This window comes from Clostridium sp. TF11-13AC (assembly GCF_003481065.1).
In the GTDB taxonomy this organism is placed as follows: domain Bacteria; phylum Bacillota; class Clostridia; order Lachnospirales; family Lachnospiraceae; genus Otoolea; species Otoolea fessa.
Genome location: NZ_QUKJ01000009.1, coordinates 1 through 18,264, shown reverse-complemented (window position 1 = coordinate 18,264; position 18,264 = coordinate 1). Strand labels below are relative to the sequence as shown.

Here is an 18,264-nt window from a genome sequence, read left to right as displayed (position 1 = left end):
CAGGGTGAATAACTATGGCAAAAAGACCAGTACCGAAATACGATTTCAAGGCTTTTGGGGCAGCGATAAAGGCGGCGCGGACAGGGCGCAAGGAGAGCCGCAAGAAAGTGAGCGACGAAATGTTTATCTCGCCGCGCTACCTTGCGAACATTGAGAACAAGGGGCAGCACCCAAGTTTACAGATTTTCTTTGAGCTTATGCTCCGCTACAATATATCCGTAGACCAGTTTCTTTTGGAAACGCCGCCAGAGAAGAACACGCAGCGGCGGCAGCTTGACGCGCTTCTTGACGGTATGAGCGATACAGGCATACGGATTGTGAGCGCAACGGCAAAGGAGATAGCGGAAGTCGAAACAGAGGGCAGATAAGAAGTGTCCGTCAGAATTGAATAAGGTTTAGAGAGCGTTGTAATCTTTTTTTGAGGATTGCAGCGTTTTTCTTTTGCGGAAGTTTGGCAAAACCGGGCATAGCTCCGTAGTAAGGCATAAGGGATAAAAACATTCGTAGCAAGCATAGGAAGCGGGTACCCACTTCCGTATTTTCCCCTCCCGCGCTGCGGCGCGTCGGTTGAAAATTGCTTGTTGGGAAGTGTCCCAAACCCTCGGAACGGAAAGGAAAGGAGCGAATACATGAACGGACGCAAAAGAACGGTGCAAATCAAATTCAGAGTGACGGAAGCGGAACGGGATTTAATACTGGAAAAAATGAAGCTCGTACCCACCCGGAACATGGCGGCATATCTGCGGAAGATTGCCATTGACGGGTATATCATTCAGATAGACCATGCCGATATAAAGGCAATGACCGCAGAGATACAGAAAATCGGTGTCAACGTCAACCAGATAGCACGCCGCGTAAACGCGACGGGGAACGCATACCAAGAGGACATAGAGGAAATAAAGGGGGTGCTTGCGGAGATATGGCGGTTACAAAGATTAAGCCTATTAAAAGCACTCTAAGCAAAGCCCTTGACTATATCGAAAACCCGGACAAGACGGACGGAAAAATGCTTGTGTCCTCTTTCGGCTGCTCCTATGAAACGGCAGATATTGAATTTGAATATACCTTGTCCCAAGCACTCCAAAAGGGGAACAATTTAGCCTTTCATCTGATACAGTCCTTTGAGCCGGGGGAAGTCGATTATCAGAAAGCCCATGAAATCGGAAAGCAGCTTGCCGACGCGGTAACAAAGGGGCAGCATGAATATGTACTCACGACGCACATTGACAAAGGACACGTCCACAATCACATTATTTTCTGCGCCGTAAATTTCGTAGACCACCGCAAATATAATTCCAACAAAAGGAGCTATTACGGCATACGGAACATGAGCGACAAGCTGTGTCGGGAAAATGGCTTGTCCGTCGTCGTTCCCGGCAAGGGCAGCAAGGGAAAGAGCTATGCGGAGTACCAGGCAGAAAAGACGGGTACAAGTTGGAAAGGCAAGCTAAAGATTGCCGTTGACGCGCTTATCCCCCAAGTTTCCAGTTTTGAGGAATTGTTGCAGCGGTTACAGGCGGCGGGCTATGAGATAAAGCCGGGGAAATATGTGTCATGCCGCGCCCCCGGACAGGAACGCTTCACCCGTCTTAAAACCCTCGGCGCGGATTATACAGAGGAAGCCATAAGGGAACGGATAGCGGGCAGACGGGCAAAGGCGGCGAAAGCCCCCAGAGAGCAGCGCGGCGTTTCGCTGCTTATCGACATTGAGAACAGTATCAAGGCGGCGCAGAGTAAGGGCTATGAACAGTGGGCGAAAATCCACAATCTGAAACAGGCAGCAAAGACCATGAATTTCTTGACGGAACATAAGATTGAACAGTACGCGGATTTAGTCAGCCGGATTGAAGAAATGGCAGCGGAAAGCGGACAGGCGGCAGACGCATTGAAGGACGCGGAAAAGCGGCTTGCGGACATGGCGGTGCTTATCAAGAATGTTTCCACCTACCAAAAGACAAAGCCCGTCTATGACGCATACCGCAAGGCAAGGAACAGGGAGAAGTACCGCGCCGGACAGGAACAGGCGATTATCCTACATGAAGCCGCCGCAAGGTCGCTGAAAGCGGCGGGCATTGCAAAGCTCCCGAACCTTGCCGCGCTGCAATCGGAATATGAAGCCCTCCAAGCGCAGAAAGAAGCCCTTTATGCCGACTATGGGAAGCTGAAAAAGAAAGTCCGGGAATACGATATTATCAAGCAGAACATTGACAGCATTTTACAGGCAGACAGGCAGCCGGAACGGGAAAAGGGAACAGAGCGCGGATAAGGATAGCAAAATCCCCGCCGCTGTGCTATGATAGGGCTATCAAAAAGCAGAGGAGCGTTGAGCATGGAAAACCAGAAAATGCCGGAATATGAAACCATACGCGCCGCCGTTGCCGGGGAAAAATGGGCGGTGGAGAAAGTCGTGGAGTGCTACAAGGACGAAATCGACAGGCTATCGACGGTAGCGGTCAGACAGCCGGACGGAAGCACGAAACAGGAAATCAACGAAGATATGCGCCAGTCCATCACAAAGAAGCTGATAGAAGCCCTCCCGCAGTTCCCGCTTGAAGAAATGGAAAAGGGAAATGTCAGATAGGCAAAAAAAGAACAGGGCGCGGAAGCCAGTATATGACTTCCGCGCCCTGTCTTTTTATGGGTGCTGTTTTCGTGAATGTTACGCAGTAGAACGCCATTTTTGGGGGTAAAGGTATAAAGTATCGCCTATCCGATTTTCACGCCCGGAAAGCCCTGTAAATCAAGGGATTTTCCGCGCCTACTGCGTAACAGGGGCGCGTCTTTTCCTCATGCGCTCGGCGGCTTGTCTGCGGGTGATACGTTTCCGGCAGACGGGGCAGTATTTGACACTGTTAGAGGTTGACGCAAAGAACGCGCCGCACTCGGTACATTTCTTCTTATCCCCTGTCTGGTAAAGCTCCGCATAAAGCAGCCTGTCGGCGGGAAGCACCGCAACCCGGAACCACTTGCAGAGAAGCGAATAGGAAATGAGCTGCGGACATACGCACTCGTCCCCGTCGTCCAGTAAGATACAGTTCCCGTTATCATAATTGCAGCACGTCCGGCGCACAAGGGCGTTGACTTTCCGGCTCTGGGGCGGCGTCAGCCGCTTAACCCCGTTCATACTTCATCAGCGGCGTAAATGGGAAGCTCTGCAAATTCCGCTTCGGTCAAAGCGTCCACTTTGGAAAGGGTGCGCTTTGCAAGCTCCCGCATATCCGCGTCCATGTAGGGCAGCGCGGCGTTGACATTCTCAATCAAAGCCCGCTTGCCGCCCTCGTTGTAAATGCTCAAAAGGTTTGTTTCTTCAACAGTCAGTCTAATCATGCTCATACCTCCATATCGTGATTTTTTGTTTTTGCCGCCGCCTTTTTCGGGGCGGTCTTTGCCTTGTCTGCTTTAAGCTGCGCCCGGATAGAGGGGCGGGGCTTCCTTATCTCCCTGTCCCGGTTCTCCCCCTTGTCAATCAGCGCATACGTCCCATGTCTGCCCTCGATTATGGAAAAGGAAAGTGTCTTGTAGGGCAGCATGGAGAAAAGGCGGTCAGTGTCCTTTGTAGCCGCAAGCCGCATGAACGCCGGGGAAAGCTCTGCCATGAAATGGGTCTTGTTCGGGCTGTTCGGCGTGTCGTGCCGCTTCATTTCCCGCACAATGCGCCGCGCTTCCGTTTCAATCAGCCCGTCCCGCAAGGTTGCGATATGCGCCTTGAAATCCCCCGGCGAAAGCTGCTCCCGGCTGCGCCGTTCTTCCTGTAAAAGAGCTTGCAACGCATCCGGGTCGTTGGGTAGGGCTTCAAAGCGTTCAAACTTCCCAAGCTGCGGGTCTGGGGTTCCGTCAAAATATCTCCCGGCTTCCTGTACCCTTTCCCCATGCTCATAAATCAGCTTCACCGTATCGGCGGGCAGCTCCTTTTCCTTGACACGCTCATAATGTTTAGCGTAGTCCAGTTCGTACAGATTGCCCTTGATTTTCCCGCGCTCCTTGCCCGTCAGCTCGATTGCATAGGCAAGTACGCGGTCGCTTGTCTGCTCCATGTAGAAACGCCATGTGTTGTGGGGCGCGGTATCTTTGAGGAAAACGTCGCGCTCCCGGAAGCAATGCGTCCCGGACGGGCGGCAGAACCACAAAAGGGTCTTGTCCTCCCTGTGGGGGCTTGCCGCCGCCTTTGCGATAATCTCTTTGTCAATGTCAAAATCGCTCTGAAAAAATCCTGTGTTCTGTTTCAATATCGCTTCAAGAGAAGCGAACAAATCCACGTTTTCAAATCTGCTCTGTTCCGGCATGGGTCAGCTCCTTTCCAAGTCCTGTGACTTCTGCTTTGCGTTTTTCTTCTGCGCCTTTTCCTTGTCAGCCCTAAGCTGCGCCCGGATAGAGGGCTTCTTTTCCGGCTTCGCTTCCTTGCCGCGCTCTTTGTCGGCTTTGACCGCGTTAGCCAGGTCAACAAGGGAAATTGTTTCTCCCGCCTTGACCTTTGCTTCCAGTTCGTCAACGGTAGGGGTGTTGTTGATGATACCGTCAAAGCTGTTGTCGTTCTGCTCTACGGTGTCCTCGATATGCTTCAAGGGGTCTGCCTTTTCCGGCTGCTCTGCGGCAACGGCAAACGCCCGCGTCCCGTTCCCCATAATCAGATACTTTCCGTCGTCCGACTGGTGGTGAAAGCCATATCCGGCGGCTTCTATCTGCTCCCGGCTCATGGCGGTTACATGGAAAGTCCCTCTCGGTGTTTTGACAGTTTCGCCCGTTTCCAAGTCGTCCGGGGTAAGCTGCTTTTGCTCCTGTAAAAACTCCGGCACTTCCCGGAAACCTATACTGTCAACGAAATGCGCCGCGTCCTGTCCGTCCTGATGAAGCACTACCACGTCCGAAACGGAAAGGCTGTGTCCCTTAAAGTCTTTGGGGTGGTCGATATTGAAGCGGGTGTAAATATCTTCAAGGGAAGTTTCCGGCGCAAGGGGCGCGGAATAGACAAGCTCATAGTTCGCCCTGTCAACCACATTTCCCGCCGCCTGCAGGCGGTCGTAAGGCTCAAAGCGGAAATCCCTTGTTTCGTCCCCGCCCTTTATCTGGTAAATGGAAAAGGTGTCTTTGTCCTGTCCGGCGGTCTGCGCCGTTTCCTGTGCCTTTGCGTAAAGCTGCTTTATGTCGCCCTCGGTCAGCTCGCCGCTTTTGAGCTGCCCCATAAGCTCGCGGCATTTCTCCGGCGTTCCCGTATAAAGCACGTCGCCCATTTTCGCCCGCCCGTTCTCCTGTGTCACATAGGCTTGCAAGAGGTAGCTGTTATCCCGGCTGTCGCTGTAAGGGTTCCGGCGTACTCTGTAAATCGTTTCCGGGGTAAAGGCTTCTTTCGGGGCTGTGCCCGCTTTTTCCTGTGCGCCGGATTTTCCCGGTGCGGCTGCTTCCGGCTCCGGCTTCTCTTTTCCGGCTGTATCTGCCTTTGACGGGGTTTCCGGCTGCGGCTGTTCTTTCGGGGCTGCCTTTTCCTCTCTGGTGGGCTGCTCCTGTCCGGCGGTCTGCTCCTTGTCCTGTGCCTTTTGCAGCTCCGCAAGATTTTCGTCTATTGAATTGATAATCTCGGCGGCTGCGCTGCGTATCGTTTCAAGGGAGCTTTTCAGCTCGGACAGCTCCCGTCCGCTGCTCCACCCGGCGACGTAGCCGAAAGAGTAGTCCGACGTGTCAAGCCCGTAATGTTGGCAGACAGTATAGGCGACGCTTTCCGCTTCGACTTCGCGGGTGCGGCGGTCAATGTGGGGCTGCTGCTCGTCCTTTGGCGCGTTGAGGTCAATGTCGTGCAGCTTCGCATGGGCGATTTCGTGAATAGCGGTCTTTAAGGTCTGTAATTCGCTCATGCCCTCGTTGATAGCAATGCGCTTGTCCTCCAAGTGGTAGTAGCCATGAGAGCCGCCCTCGATATTCTCAAAAGCGATAGGAACGGGGGAAGTCTTTTCAAGGGCTGCGAAAAAATCCTTGTAGCGGTCAACGTCGCCTGTCAGCTCGTCAACCGCAATGTCCGGCAGCTCCTTTCCCTCGGTCTGGGAAACGTCAAAGACGGATACCACCTTGTAGGCGGGTATGGTGATTTCCTTTTCCTCGGTGACGGGCTTTCCGTCCTTGCCGATTATGGGCTTCTGCGTGTGCGGGTCGATTTTCTGCATTTCCTGTTTGATTTTATAGGGCGACGGGGCAATGATTTTAATTCCCTTTTGCCCTTTCATCACGTTTCGCTCAAAGTTGTTCTTCCAAGCGGAAAAGCCCGCCACAAGGGAAGCGTCCGGCTTCTGCATGGCGATAAGGACGGTGTTTCGGAAGCTGTAATTATGGAATTTTGACATGACTTTCAGATATTCCTTGTAACGCTCGCTGTCAAAGAGTTCCGCAATACCCTGTTCCAGACGGTCGGTAATCTCTTTTAATTTCTCGGCGGGCTTCTCGCTCGTCAGCACGATAGGGATAACCGGGCGCGGCTCCTGTGGCTGCTCTGCGGTCTGTGCGGTTCTCTGTCCCGGCGCGGCTGCGTCCATTTCTACCTTTTCCGGGTCGGGGCGTGACCGCTGCGGGGGCTGCGGCGTTACCCGGTATTCCTGTGGCACGTCGCGCCCGTCGTACCATTCTGTAAAGGTGTTGCGGTTGTTGTAGATATAGCCCTTTTCGGTAAACATACCGTCGTCGTTAATGGAAGCGTCCCGCCCGTATTCCTCATACATGAAATACTTTTTCGCTTCTTCGGGAAGCTCCGGTTCTTCCAGTTCGTCAACCAGATAACGCCCGTATTCTTCTTCACTGTGGACGGACGGATAAAGCCAGTAGCAGTCAAGGTTCTGTGCAAGGTTGATGATGTCCTGTAAGCTGTCGGCATGGTCGCCGTATTCAATGGCTGCAATGAATTTCTCCCGGTCGTCGTCAAACTGCATTTCCAAGAGCTTTCCTAAATAGTTCAGCTCGTCGGGGTGGGAATACTCGCTTAAATGTTCCGCCAAGCCGGGGATAGGGGATTGAAATTCTGTGAAATGCCATTCCTCGTAATGCTTGAAGTCAATCCCGATACGGTCAAAGACTTCTTTCAGATGTTCGGCAGTCGTGGGGAACGTCACCCATTCGCCCGCGGGTCTGCCCTCGGTGTACTTCCCAAGATTGGAAAGATAGCCGCTTAAAATCGGTTCTGCCATTTGTTCGCTCCTTTCTTCGTTCATCATGCGGTGCATAAGCTCGTAATCTTCGTAGCTCTGTCTACCGTCAAATACATAGGGGTTAAAATCCTCTCCGTCCCGGTAGGGCTTTTCGGAAAAGGGTAGCCCCGCTTCATGGGCGGCTGCCCTCGCTTCCTCGATAACCTCCGGGGGAAGCCTGTCGTCATGCGCCCCGATAAAGCCGTCAATGTCGTTCATGCTGTTTTCGTAGTGGTAGCGCACTCCGGCGGTCAGCTCGTCAAGGCTCATGTCCCCGCCTAAATGCCCGCAATAGTAGCCGTTAAGGATAACGGCGGCGGGGTCGGTGCTTTTGATTTCCTCTAACCGGCTCCTGTCCTCCGGGTAGAGGGTGTCGTCCATATCAAGATGAAAATATTCCGCGTTCCATGAACGCCCCTGTTTCCAGAACGCTACCCATGCGATACCGTCCCTAAGCTCGTCTTGATAGTCCTTTACGGTGTCCCGTAAACTTGCCATAAATGAAAACCTCCTTTCTCTGCGTCAGCGTCACAAGCTGCATTTTTTGGCTGCATAGCCTACTACGGTACACCCGCATTTCTGCCAAAGATTTATGAAAATTTTCAGAGGGTGAAGCCCCCCGCAAAAAGAGGGTTTGGGAAACTTCCCAACAAGCAAAATCCCCGTCCGGCGCGTCAGCGGCAGGACAGGGATTTACGGAAGTGGGTACCCGCTTCCTATGCTTGCTATTCAAGTTTTTAGTTCTTCTGCACTTCGATACGGTAGTTGACGTATTTCCCGCCAGTATCGGCTAAAACGATAGTTCCGTCGTAGGTCTTGCCTGTTTTCGGGGAGTAGAGCTTCTTCACATTCGCCTTGCCGGATTTAAGGAGCGCGGCGGCAATCTTCGGGGTAAAGGCGGTCTTGCGTTCCTCGAAAAAGCGGTCGTTCTTCCACATGACAAAGGCACATTCTTTGTTGCTGCAATAATAGTTTTTCTTCCCCTCATGGACGGGGGAACCGCAACGGGGGCATTTGCCGACAGAGGGCTTTTCCTCCCGGAACAAATCCTTTTTCTCGTCCAGTGCTGCGGCGTGTGTCTGCACAAGCTCCCGCGCCATAGCTTCAATGCCGGACAGAAATTCGCCGGGGTCTGCGGCTCCCTTTGCTATCTGCGTCAGATTGTTTTCCCATTCTGCGGTAAGCTGTGGGGAAGTGAGCATATCCGGCAGAATACAGATAAGGCTGTTCCCGTTTTTGGTAGGGATAAGCTGCTTCCCCTTGCGCTCCGCAAAGCCGCCCTTTACCAGTTTTTCAATGACGGCGGCGCGGGTGGCGGGAGTGCCAAGCCCCCGGCGTTCCGCGTCCGGGTCGGTGTCCCCGTTCCCGGCGCGTTCCATAGCCGACAAAAGGCTTGCTTCGCTGTGGGGCTTCGGCGGCGTTGTGGTATGCTCCGTTACTTTTGCGGCGGGGTTAGGAAAGCCCTGTCCCTCGGAAAGCTCCGGCAGCGTCACGTCTGCATTTTTCCCGTCCTCCGCTTCGGGCTTATCTTTCAGCGTCGCCCGGTATCTGCGTTCAATCTCTTTCCAACCGTCCGAAAGCACCGTCTTTCCTTTTGCGGTGAAGTCTGTCCCGGCGCATGAGAAAACCGCCGTAACCGCTTCATAAATATGCGGCTCGGCGGTGGCAGAGAGCAGACGCGCCCCCGCAAGGGTAAGGATATTTTTCTCGCTTTCCGGCAGCGCGTCCGGGTCAGCCTTTGCAAGCTCCATAGTGGGAATGATTGCGTGGTGGTCTGATACTTTTTTACTGTCTAATACCTTTGCAACCTCCGGCGTGAAGTCCGCGCCCGCCATAAAGGGGAGCTTTTCGCAGAGCAGCGCGATAATGCCCGCTGCGGTGCCGCCCATGTCGTCAGTAAGAAAGCTGCTGTCCGTCCTCGGATAAGTAAGGAGCCGCTTTTCATAAAGGGATTGTGCAAGGTCAAGGGTCTGCTTCGCGGTGTAGCCGAAAATGCGGTTCGCTTCCCGCTGCAAAGAGGTAAGGTCAAAGAGCTTCGGCGGGGCTGCGGTTTTCTTCTCTCTGGTGAGGGAAACGCATACCGCCGTTTGTGTTTCGCAAGCCCCTTTCAGCGCGTCGGCTTCTGCCTTGTCGGAAATCCTCCCGCTTGCCGCTTCCGCGCCGGATAAATCAAGGCGCACATGATAATATTTTTCTTTCTGGAAATGGGAAATAGCCGCGTCCCGGTCGGTAAGCATTTTTAAGGTCGGGGTCTGGACGCGCCCCACGTTCAAAGTCTTTCCATACAGGCAGGAGAAAAGCCGGGTGGCGTTAATGCCGATAAGCCAGTCAGCCTTTGCGCGGCAGAGGGCAGACGCAAAGAGCGCGTCATAGTCCCGCCCGTCTTTGAGGGAAGCAAAGCCCGCCTTGATTGCCCCGTCCTCCATTGAGGAAATCCACAAGCGGCGCATGGGCTTCTTGCAGCCCGCCGCTTCGTAGACAAAGCGGAAAATCAATTCTCCCTCGCGCCCAGCGTCACACGCATTTACCACTTCGGAAACGTCGGCGCGGTGCATAAGCTCTTTTAGGGTTTTGAATTGCTTCCCCTTGTCCGGGTCAACGGCGTACCGCCATTCCTCCGGCAGAATGGGTAAGCTCTCAAAACTCCATTTTTTATATTGCTCCCCGTAGGCGGCAGCTTCCGCAAGCTGTACCAAATGCCCGACGCACCATGAAATGAGGCAGCCGCCGCCCTCGATATATCCGTCTTTCTTTTCCTTAATGCCAAGCGCGGCGGCGATAGTCTGCGCCACGCTCGGCTTTTCTGCAATCACAAGTCTAAGTGCCATGAAAAAATCCTCCTTTCAGCGTTCCGGCTCGATTGCCTTTTTCTCCTGTACCTGTTTCAGACAGTAGCCCACACAAGGGAGCTACCCTTTGTACGGACAGGAAGCGCAAGCCGGGGAATGGGGAACGGGCGGCGCATTGTCACGCCGCCCGCCCGGTCTTTGTATCATCATCTTTTCAAAGGGATTGTCGGTAAACAGGGTCATGCTTCCTCGTCCTCCTGTTCTTCATCAGAAAGCCCGTCCCCCTCGTCCGGCTCCGGCTCGTCCTCGTCGTAATCGTCAAAATCGAAATCTTCAAGGTCGGTGCCGCCCTTGACGTTCTGCTTGCGTCTAATAAACTTAAAATAATAGAACGCGCCCCCGCCGCCAAGAAGTGCCACGACAAGGAAAAGCACAAGCCCGCCCGCATTGCCTTTTTCTTTGGGCTGCTCCGGCGGTTCTTCGGTTTCCGGCTCCGCTTCCTTGCCGCTGCAAGCGGTCATGTTGTCCTTGCAGACGGGGCAGCTCACATTTACTTTCCCGGCTTCGCATTTCCCGGTGCAACTGCAAACGGCGGGCGGGGCTGCTTCGGTGCTTCCGTCCTCCATAAGTGCTAAGAGGTCGGCTTCGTCTACTTGATTAAGGAAATGTACAGTATTCTCGCCCTCGTCGTCCCGGTCAATGAGGATATAAAAGTAATTGCCGTTTTTGGTCGTTACGGTGATAAGCTGCTTGTTGCCGCCGAAATCGTCTACAAGGGTCGCGTTCCCGTCCGGGGTAAGGGGTTCTTCCTTTTGGGGTTCCTCGTAGATAACGCCGCTGTCGTCAGTAGCGTCCTCGCCCTCCGGGGTCTGTGCAAAGGCGGTGACGGAAAAGCCGCCCGTCAGCATAAGGGCGGCGCAAAGTACGGTCAGTGTTCTAAGGATTTTCTTATTCATTCTCGGTGTCCTCCATTTCTTCGTTGTCATGGTCTGCGGGTTCTGCGGGGTAGCCCGGCGCGGCTTCCATGCCCGGAATACCGCCCCCGGAAAGCATAGCGGAAAGCTCATGCGGGGAAAGGCGCATGGAGCGCACAAGCTGTACGATTTGCAGGTTTTCCGCTTCGGTTTTCTGCGCTTCAAGCCCCCTTAATTTATTCTGGTACTCGGTGATTTTCTCGCGGGTCTTTGCAATCTCCTTGTCGATACGTTCAATTTTGTTCATAGCCATCAATAAATTTCTCCTTTCAGATTTTCATTTTTTTGTTGTCAGTTCCAATTCATTAAGCCGTAGCCCTTGATACAGCCATAATTGACGGGGTAGCTCTTTATCTTGCAGGCGTCGCCGGAATTGCCCTCGACGGTATAGACGCGCTCCCCGTCCGTCCCGATAACAAGCCCCACATGGTCTGCGCTCCCGTCCCCGTCCCAGTCGAAAAAGATAGCGTCGCCGGGGGCGATATTCTCATAGCCCCTCGCGCCCCATTGCCCGCGTGACTGGAACCAGGGTACGCCCTGTGACTGGCACCCGGCAAAGCGCGGCTCGCTTTTCCCGGCTTGATTGTAGCACCATGAAACAAAACAGGCGCACCATTCCACGCGGCTGTTAAATCCGTACCAGCTCCAAAAGGGTCGCCCGCCCACGTTGCCGACTTGCCGCTTCGCAAGGTCTACAACGGCGGTGTTGCCGGGGCGTGTGCCGTTTGTAAGCTGTACGCCGCTTAAATCCTCGGACGCGCCCATATCGGGGGAGCCGCCGCCGAAAATCAGCGGTTTGTTGCCGCTTGTTTCCAGATAGACGCGGTACATTTCAAGCTGCTGTGGCGTTAGAAGTTCCTCCGCAATCTCGGAAATGGGCTTGTTCGTCAGCTTCACGTTGAGGATATGGTACTCGTAGGGTACTTCCTCGGTGGTCGTTTCCCCGGTTTCCGGGTCTGTGCTTGTTTCTGTGCGGTAGCGGATTTCCGTTTCTTCCGTCAGCGTCAAGGTGTACTGCATGGCAAAGACGCGGTTTAATTCTGCCTGTGCGCTCTGCGGGGTATAGGTCTGTAAAAGTGCGGTGAGGTAGGACGCTAACTCATGGGGGTTATGCCCGATACTGTCAAGGTCATAGCGGTATTCGTCATAGCCGGGGTGGGTGCTTTCGATATTGTCAATCTGCTGCTGAAGCTCGTTTTCCTTTGCGGCGTAATTATTTTCCGTCGCCACAAGGTCGCTGTCCTCCGACGTGTAGGAAGTCCCAAGTATGCCGTTCATCAAGCCGGAGAACATGGAGCCGCAAGAGGAAAGCCCCGCCGATACCATGATGAATAAGAGCAGCGCGGCAACGGCGATACATACGCCCGCCGGGTGCCGCCCTACAAAAGCGATTGCCTTTTTTGTTTCCTCGGCGGTCTTTTTTGCCGCCTTGCGGGTGTTCTCTGCGGCTTTCTGCGCCGTTTTTGCGCCGCCTTTCCTTGCCGCCTTTGCATACTGCCGCTTGATTTGCTGCTTCTGCATGAAGCGGGAAAGGGGATTGCCCGCAATCTGCGGATTGTCATGCAGGGCTTTGTGGTACTGGAAATCCACATTCGCCTTGAACGCCGTTTTCTCTGCCTTTGCCGCCGCCCGGTAGGGTTTGAGCTTGTGGCTGCGGTAGCCCTCCTTGACTTTCCGCGCCCCGTACTTTGCGCCGCGCTCTGCCAGTTCTTCGGATTTGTGCGCCCCCTCAACGCCGGAATTGTCCTTTTCAACGGAATGTATCTTGTTGTGGACGAAAATACCCGCTTCCTGTGCGGGGCGGGATAGCGGGTTATTGTGGGGCTTATTTTTTCCTATGGGCTTTTCCCGTTCCTCAAAATGTAGGCGGGTCTTGCCTTTCCCGGTGGCTTCATCAAAGGTGCGCTCCCGTACAAGTTTCTTTTCTTTGGGGATAGCCGCCTTTGCCGCGTCCAGACGGTCGGCTGCTTTGTCCGATTTTCGGATATATTTTTCAAGCTCCGGCGTTGCCCGTTCCTCGTCGGTAAACTGCAAGCGGGAAGATTTTTCTTTTGCTGTGGCTTCTGCCTGTGCTTTCCTCGCCGCCTTTTTGCTTGTCTTTCTGGTACGCGCCCCGTCGATACGCTCCAAGACGCGCTCGGCTGCTGCGGTGTCCTGTTCCCGTTCTGCCCCCGTCGCATGGGGAAGCGGCGGTGCGTCGGCTGTGGGCGCGGAAGCTGCGCCGCCCGGTATGGTCTGCGCTGCCTGTTCCGGCTGCTGCGGGGCTTCGGTCTTTACAAAGTCCGCGTCCCTTATCCGCTTGCTGATACGTTTCTTTTTCCCGGTGGCGGCGTTTACCTCGACAGCCCCCTCGCGGGTCATTTTCTGCGTGACTTTCTCACGCGCTCGATACTGTTTTATTTTTCTGTCCCTCCAATCCGCGCCCTTGCAAGGGCGCAATACTCGGCGTTTATCTCAATGCCTATATAATGCCTGTCAAGCTGCCTTGCGGCTGCCCCCGTCGTGCCGCTGCCGAAAAAGGGGTCAAGCACAACGCCGCCTTTCGGACAGCCCGCCTTGATACAGGTTTCGGCAAGTTTTGGCGGGAACGCGGCGAAATGCCCGCCCTTGTAGGGAACGGTATTGATAAGCCACACGTCCCGCCTGTTCCGCATGGTCGGCATGAGGGCTTCGTCGTAGTAGCTGCCGCTTCGTACCCGGTTAAGCCCCTGTACTTTCCCCTGTCCGGGTATTTCGTCCGCATATTTCTGTCCCGCGCTGCGCCCGGTGCGGTACCGCGCCGCCGTTGTGGGGGCTAACGGCTCGGCTATGGCGGCTGCGTCATAGAAATATTTCTTTGACTTCGTAAGCAGAAAGATATGTTCATAGCAGCGGGTAGGGCGGTCTTTCACGCTCTCCGGCATGGGGTTTTCTTTCTGCCAGATAATGTCGCTCCGTAAATACCACCCGTCAGCGCGTAGGGCAAAAGCTAAAAGCCAAGGGATACCGATTAAGTCCTTTTGTTTGCAGCCGGAAACGCGGTTGTTTCTTGCAATCTGCTGTCCGTTTCTGCCTTTCGGGTTCTTCGGGTCTGCATGGTAGCCCTTGTTCCCTGTGCCGCAGTAGGTGTCCGCGATATTCAGCCAGAGCGTACCGTCAGAACGCAGTACCCGGCGCAGCTCGCGGAAAACCTCGGTCAGCCTGTCAATGTACTGCTCCGGCGTGTCCTCCCGCCCAATCTGCATATCAAGCCCATAATCCCTAAGTGCATAGTAGGGCGGGCTTGTGACGCAACAGTGTACGCTTTCCTCTGGAAGCTCCCGCAAGGCATAGAGCGCGTCCCGGTTGATGATGGTGTCAGTTTTCAGCCCGTTCATGCTTCGCCTACTTCCTCCGGCTTCGTCGTCATTACCCGGTAAAGCTCGGTGTCTTTCGGGAAGCGGTCTACAAAGGGCAGCACCACGTTTCCGTAGAAGATAAGCCCCTCGCCCGCTTCGGTGTGGGTGACATATTTCATCTGCTGCGGGGAGATGTTGAGCTGCTTTGCAAGGATAGCCCGGTCGCCCGCCGCCTGATTGAGCATGAGGACAAAATCAGAGTTTTCAAAGATATTCTCCACTTCGCGGGAAGCAAGCAAATCCTTGACGTTCTGCGTAATGGCTGTGGGTATGCCGCCCCATTTTCTGAAACGCTTCCAGATTTCAACGGAATAGGCGGCGGTCTGTTCCTCTTTCAAGAGAAGATGAAATTCGTCCATAAAATACCGGGTGGATTTCCTTTCTGCCCGGTTGACGGTGACGCGGTTCCATACCTGGTCCTGCACAATGAGCATACCTAATTTTTTGAGCTGCTTCCCAAGCTGTTTAATGTCAAAGCAGACAAGGCGGTTAGAAAGTTCTACGTTGGTACGGTGGTTAAACACGTTAAGGCTCCCGGAAACATACAGCTCCAATGCCGCCGCAATACGCGCCGCTTCCGGCTCCGGCTGCTTCAAAAGCTCGTTGTAGAGGTCGCCCAAAATCGGCATTTTCTCCGGGTCGGGGTCTGCAAGGAAAGGGCGGTACACGTTCCTAACAGCGCGGTCAATGACGGTCTTATCGACGGGCTGCAAGCCCTCCTTGCCGCCTATGACAAGCTCGCAGAGGGAGAGGATAAAGTCGGATTTCAGCGCAAGGGGGCTGTCGTCCTCGCTGTAATTGAGGTTAATATCCATAGGGTTCACATACTGGGGCTTCCCGTCAATGCCCTTGCCCGTAGGCGATAACCGTATCACTTGCCCGTCAAGCCGCTGCACAAGGGAAAAATACTCTGCTTCCGGGTCGCAGATAATTATGTCGTCGTCGGTAATTAGGAAAGCGTTTGTCATTTCCCGTTTGGCTGCAAAGGATTTCCCGCTTCCCGGCGTACCCAAGATTAAGCCGTTGGGGTTCTTTAGCTGCTTGCGGTCGCAGAGTATCATGTTGTTAGACAGGGCGTTTAAGCCGTAATACAAAGCCGCGCCCGTCTGAAAAAGCTCCTGCGTGATAAAGGGGATAAAGATAGCGGTGCTTGACGTGGTAAGCCCTCTTTGAATGGGGATAAGGTTCTCCCCAAGCGGTACAGAGGACATAAGCCCCGCTTCCTGTTGGTAGTCAAGGCGGGTTAAGGCGCAGTTGTTCTTCTGTGCAATGCCCGCCGCCGCGAATACGTCATTTTCCAGTTTCCTTTTTGTGTCTGCCATGTTCACCACAAGGAACGTCAAGAGGAACATTCTTTCATTCCGGCTCTGCAAGTCCTGTAAGAGGTTTTTCGCTTCGCTGCCAAACGTGGCAAGGTCGGACGGGATAATATCCATGTCATAGCCGCTGCGTACCGCTTTCTTTTGTTCCTCGATTTTCATTTTGTCAAGGTCGGTGATTTTCCGCTTGATTGTCTTTATGGCTTCGGTCTGGTCGATACTGTGGATATGCAGATTGACGATAACGCCCGTTTCCAAGTCCAGAATGTCGGATAAGATACGGTCGTTTAATTCCGGCGCAAGGATTTCAAGGAATGAAACCGCGCCGATTTTGCGCCCCATGCGGAAATACCGCCCCTCGCCAAAACGGAAAGAGGACGGGGCGATAAAGTCCTTTGTGGAAAGCCCGGACGGGGCAAGCCATGAAAAATCAAAGGAAAACTGCCCGCCCTCCGGGTGGAAAATGCCATGCAGCATTTTAAGGCGTTCATAGCCTGTCATGGGGCGGGCAGACACGCCCAAGAGCTTAAAGTTGTTCAGCACGTCCGTTTCGATACGGGCAAGGCGGGATTTCGCCGCGCCCAGACTGTCGGCTTCAATGGCAAAGGTGATATATTTTGCTTTGACAAGCCCGTTGTTGCCCTTTGCAAGCTGGTTTTTCAGCATATCCCGGTATTCTGTGCGGATAGAATTGAAAGCGTCCTCCTGTGCCGGGATATTGACCACCTTTTCCGCTTCGCCCTGCTGCGTCCCCTGATTGATGAAAGAGAGCTGCACCGAAACGGAAGCGTCAAAGTAGTTGAGGAAGTCGCACCAGTTCTCAAAAATGGCGGTCTTGTCGTCTGCCTGTGCAAGCTGATAGTTAATATCTTCAAAGGCGACGGTCTTTGAGTATTTCCGTCCCGTAACCTTGCAGATACCGTCCGGGTACATCTGGATATAGGGGATTGTCTGCTGTGCGGTGTGGGCTTTCCCGTCGCCCTTTGCCTGTCTGATGATTTCCGCAATCTGCTTTTTCTCGGCGCGGGTGAGCTTGCGGGGCGGGTTAGGCTTTGCGCTTCCCGCCGCGCTGTTTCTTCGTGTTTCCTTTTGCAATCGCTGATACCTCCTTTTCAAGTTTTCTCTGCCGTTCTAAGACGGAATAAAAGTTGTCTGTCCTGTATGGTCGTTCTTTGGGGGCTATGAATTTCGTCCGTATGATGTTCTTCACCACCACTTCAAGGGGCTGTCCATGCTTTTCATACATGGCGAACAGGAAACAGGGCAGCATGACGGCAATCATAGCCATAGACGCAAGGCTTGTGCCTGTGCTGTCTTTGAGCAGAAAGAAAAGCGGCAAGCCGAACAGGAGAGCCGCCGCAAAACATACAATCTGCCGTTTGGTAAGGTTGAACGCTACTTTTGTCTTGACTTTGGATAAGTCTTTGGGTACGGGTACATACGCCAAGTGAAAACCTCCTTTCTCTGGGTTTGGTGTTGCTGTAATTTTCCATAAGGGTAATCAAGGCAAAGGTCAATCTATGCCCTTTGCCCGCCCGTATTATATGGGGGTTATCCGCGTCAAGGTCGGGTCGTATTTTCGCCGCTTCGCTCTGAAAATCTCCACCCTGCCCTTGACACGCCGCTAATGCGCGGAAAAAATCGACTTCGCCAGTGCGCCGGATTTGAACAGGGAGAAACAGAGGATAACGGTATAGGCTGCAAGGGAGAATATCGCGCTGTGCAGGTTGTCCGCTATTATCATGTTGTTTACCAGTACGGCGTAAATGCCGACGCATATCATAATGAGGAAGCCTTGAAAACCGATAGCGAACAGGGATTTTAGGTAGTTGTTTCCTATCTGCCCCCATTCCCGGTTCGTCATAGTTGCAAACGGGATAGGCGATACCGAACAGTAAAGGTAAATTTCTATCATACGCCCGTAGAGGATAACGGTTATCAGTACGGACATGATTTTCATGCACAAGCTCACAAGGCTTGTTTCCATGACAAGTAAGAGCAGTTCGGGGATTTCCATAGCGTCAAGCCCGCTTTGCATGGAAGCAAGGGCGGCGGCAACATCAATCTCTGTGCTGCCGCCGATTACCCCCGCCGCGCCGGAAACAACGTGCTGCGCCATATCGAACACCGCCATAGTGATGTCAAAGGTGTGCGTCACAAGGTAGACTGCCACAAACGCCTTGAACACCCACTTGAAGAACATGGAAGTGTCAACGTCGTGCATATTGTTCTTTTCCGTTACCATGCTGATAAGCTCATAGCATAGGACGTAGGTAATGACAAGCCCCGCAATGGGTACGATTACATTCTCACTAAGGGTCTGTATCATGGAGAATATATTTGCGTTCCACCCTTGCGGGGTCTGCCCTACCTCTGCGGCGATAGTGCCGACTTTTTCGTTTACGTCCCCGAACATAGTTGACAGATTACCGTTTATGGCTCCTATGAGGATTTCCTTTATCCATTCGTTAATCGCGTCAAGTATGCTCTGCATAAGCCTTTACCCGCGCTTCTTAACCGAACAAGCCGGAAAGCAGCGGTACAAGGGTCATGCCGATAAGGGCAACGCCGCCGCCCGCCATAAGCTGTTTTATCCCCAATTAGGTGTAAAATTCTGCTCGATGGCGGGCGGCGGCGTACAA

At 53.6% G+C, this 18,264-nt stretch carries 16 protein-coding genes and 2 pseudogenes; 4 read left to right on the top strand and 14 right to left on the bottom strand.

The genetic code is table 11. The features are described from left to right. The first annotated feature begins 14 nt into the window (after positions 1-14). The 4 genes from DXD12_RS13890 to DXD12_RS13875 all read left to right on the top strand — a co-directional run bounded on the left by DXD12_RS13890 (position 15) and on the right by DXD12_RS13875 (position 2,581). The gene (locus tag DXD12_RS13890) at positions 15-368 is read left to right on the top strand and encodes a helix-turn-helix transcriptional regulator (protein WP_004607969.1); all 354 of its coding nucleotides are present in this window, start codon (positions 15-17) and stop codon (positions 366-368) included. Between the two features lie 261 nt (positions 369-629). Beyond that, positions 630-959 (top strand): plasmid mobilization relaxosome protein MobC, encoded by a 330-nt coding sequence (mobC, locus tag DXD12_RS13885; protein WP_002585086.1) that lies wholly within the window; start codon positions 630-632, stop codon positions 957-959. Next, the gene (locus DXD12_RS13880) at positions 920-2,266 is read left to right on the top strand and encodes a relaxase/mobilization nuclease domain-containing protein (protein WP_002585087.1); all 1,347 of its coding nucleotides are present in this window, start codon (positions 920-922) and stop codon (positions 2,264-2,266) included. Before mobC ends, DXD12_RS13880 begins: the two co-directional genes overlap by 40 nt. A 63-nt stretch (positions 2,267-2,329) precedes the next feature. Further along, complete coding sequence (locus DXD12_RS13875; protein WP_002585088.1) at positions 2,330-2,581, top strand: helix-turn-helix domain-containing protein; 252 nt, start codon at positions 2,330-2,332, stop codon at positions 2,579-2,581. A gap of 177 nt (positions 2,582-2,758) precedes the next feature. On the opposite strand, the gene DXD12_RS13870 is transcribed toward DXD12_RS13875, so the two are convergent. The 14 genes and pseudogenes from DXD12_RS13870 to DXD12_RS13810 form a co-directional block, all read right to left on the bottom strand. Beyond that, a complete protein-coding gene (locus DXD12_RS13870; RefSeq protein ID WP_002585089.1) occupies positions 2,759-3,124 on the bottom strand; it encodes a cysteine-rich VLP domain-containing protein in 366 nt (121 codons plus the stop codon). After that, on the bottom strand, positions 3,121-3,327 hold the full coding sequence (locus DXD12_RS13865) for a transposon-transfer assisting family protein (protein ID WP_002569181.1): 207 nt from the start codon (positions 3,325-3,327) through the stop codon (positions 3,121-3,123). The genes DXD12_RS13870 and DXD12_RS13865 overlap by 4 nt, the downstream gene beginning before the upstream one ends. A gap of 2 nt (positions 3,328-3,329) precedes the next feature. Next, positions 3,330-4,283: a hypothetical protein gene (locus DXD12_RS13860; RefSeq protein WP_055214182.1), complete on the bottom strand. Its 954-nt coding sequence runs from the start codon at positions 4,281-4,283 to the stop codon at positions 3,330-3,332. Positions 4,284-4,286: 3 nt separating this feature from the next. Continuing rightward, a complete protein-coding gene (locus DXD12_RS13855) occupies positions 4,287-7,661 on the bottom strand; it encodes an antirestriction protein ArdA (protein WP_077746853.1) in 3,375 nt (1,124 codons plus the stop codon). A 239-nt stretch (positions 7,662-7,900) separates the two neighbouring features. Continuing rightward, positions 7,901-9,991, bottom strand: coding sequence for a DNA topoisomerase 3 (locus DXD12_RS13850; RefSeq protein WP_055214177.1), 2,091 nt, complete (start codon positions 9,989-9,991; stop codon positions 7,901-7,903). 15 nt (positions 9,992-10,006) lie between these two features. Next, positions 10,007-10,195 (bottom strand): annotated as a pseudogene (locus tag DXD12_RS15695) (hypothetical protein). Continuing rightward, positions 10,192-10,908 carry a DUF4366 domain-containing protein gene (locus DXD12_RS13845; protein ID WP_055214174.1) on the bottom strand — a complete coding sequence of 239 codons (717 nt, stop codon included), beginning with the start codon at positions 10,906-10,908 and terminating at the stop codon, positions 10,192-10,194. Before DXD12_RS13845 ends, DXD12_RS15695 begins: the two are co-directional and overlap by 4 nt. Continuing rightward, entirely contained in the window at positions 10,901-11,179 is a 279-nt protein-coding gene (locus tag DXD12_RS13840; RefSeq protein WP_009003586.1) for a DUF4315 family protein, read from the bottom strand. Before DXD12_RS13840 ends, DXD12_RS13845 begins: the two co-directional genes overlap by 8 nt. Positions 11,180-11,217: 38 nt before the next feature. After that, positions 11,218-13,287: a CHAP domain-containing protein gene (locus DXD12_RS13835; protein ID WP_055214172.1), complete on the bottom strand. Its 2,070-nt coding sequence runs from the start codon at positions 13,285-13,287 to the stop codon at positions 11,218-11,220. A gap of 35 nt (positions 13,288-13,322) precedes the next feature. Next, positions 13,323-14,282 carry a site-specific DNA-methyltransferase gene (locus DXD12_RS13830; RefSeq protein ID WP_055214170.1) on the bottom strand — a complete coding sequence of 320 codons (960 nt, stop codon included), beginning with the start codon at positions 14,280-14,282 and terminating at the stop codon, positions 13,323-13,325. Continuing rightward, on the bottom strand, positions 14,279-16,717 hold the full coding sequence (locus DXD12_RS13825) for a VirB4-like conjugal transfer ATPase, CD1110 family (RefSeq protein ID WP_055214168.1): 2,439 nt from the start codon (positions 16,715-16,717) through the stop codon (positions 14,279-14,281). Before DXD12_RS13825 ends, DXD12_RS13830 begins: the two co-directional genes overlap by 4 nt. Further along, positions 16,668-17,069: a PrgI family protein gene (locus tag DXD12_RS13820; protein WP_009447135.1), complete on the bottom strand. Its 402-nt coding sequence runs from the start codon at positions 17,067-17,069 to the stop codon at positions 16,668-16,670. Before DXD12_RS13820 ends, DXD12_RS13825 begins: the two co-directional genes overlap by 50 nt. Positions 17,070-17,246: 177 nt before the next feature. Beyond that, positions 17,247-18,116: a VirB6/TrbL-like conjugal transfer protein, CD1112 family gene (locus DXD12_RS13815; protein WP_002584320.1), complete on the bottom strand. Its 870-nt coding sequence runs from the start codon at positions 18,114-18,116 to the stop codon at positions 17,247-17,249. 19 nt (positions 18,117-18,135) lie between these two features. After that, positions 18,136-18,219 (bottom strand): annotated as a pseudogene (locus DXD12_RS13810) (Maff2 family protein); the annotation flags it as partial. Positions 18,220-18,264: the final 45 nt, after the last annotated feature.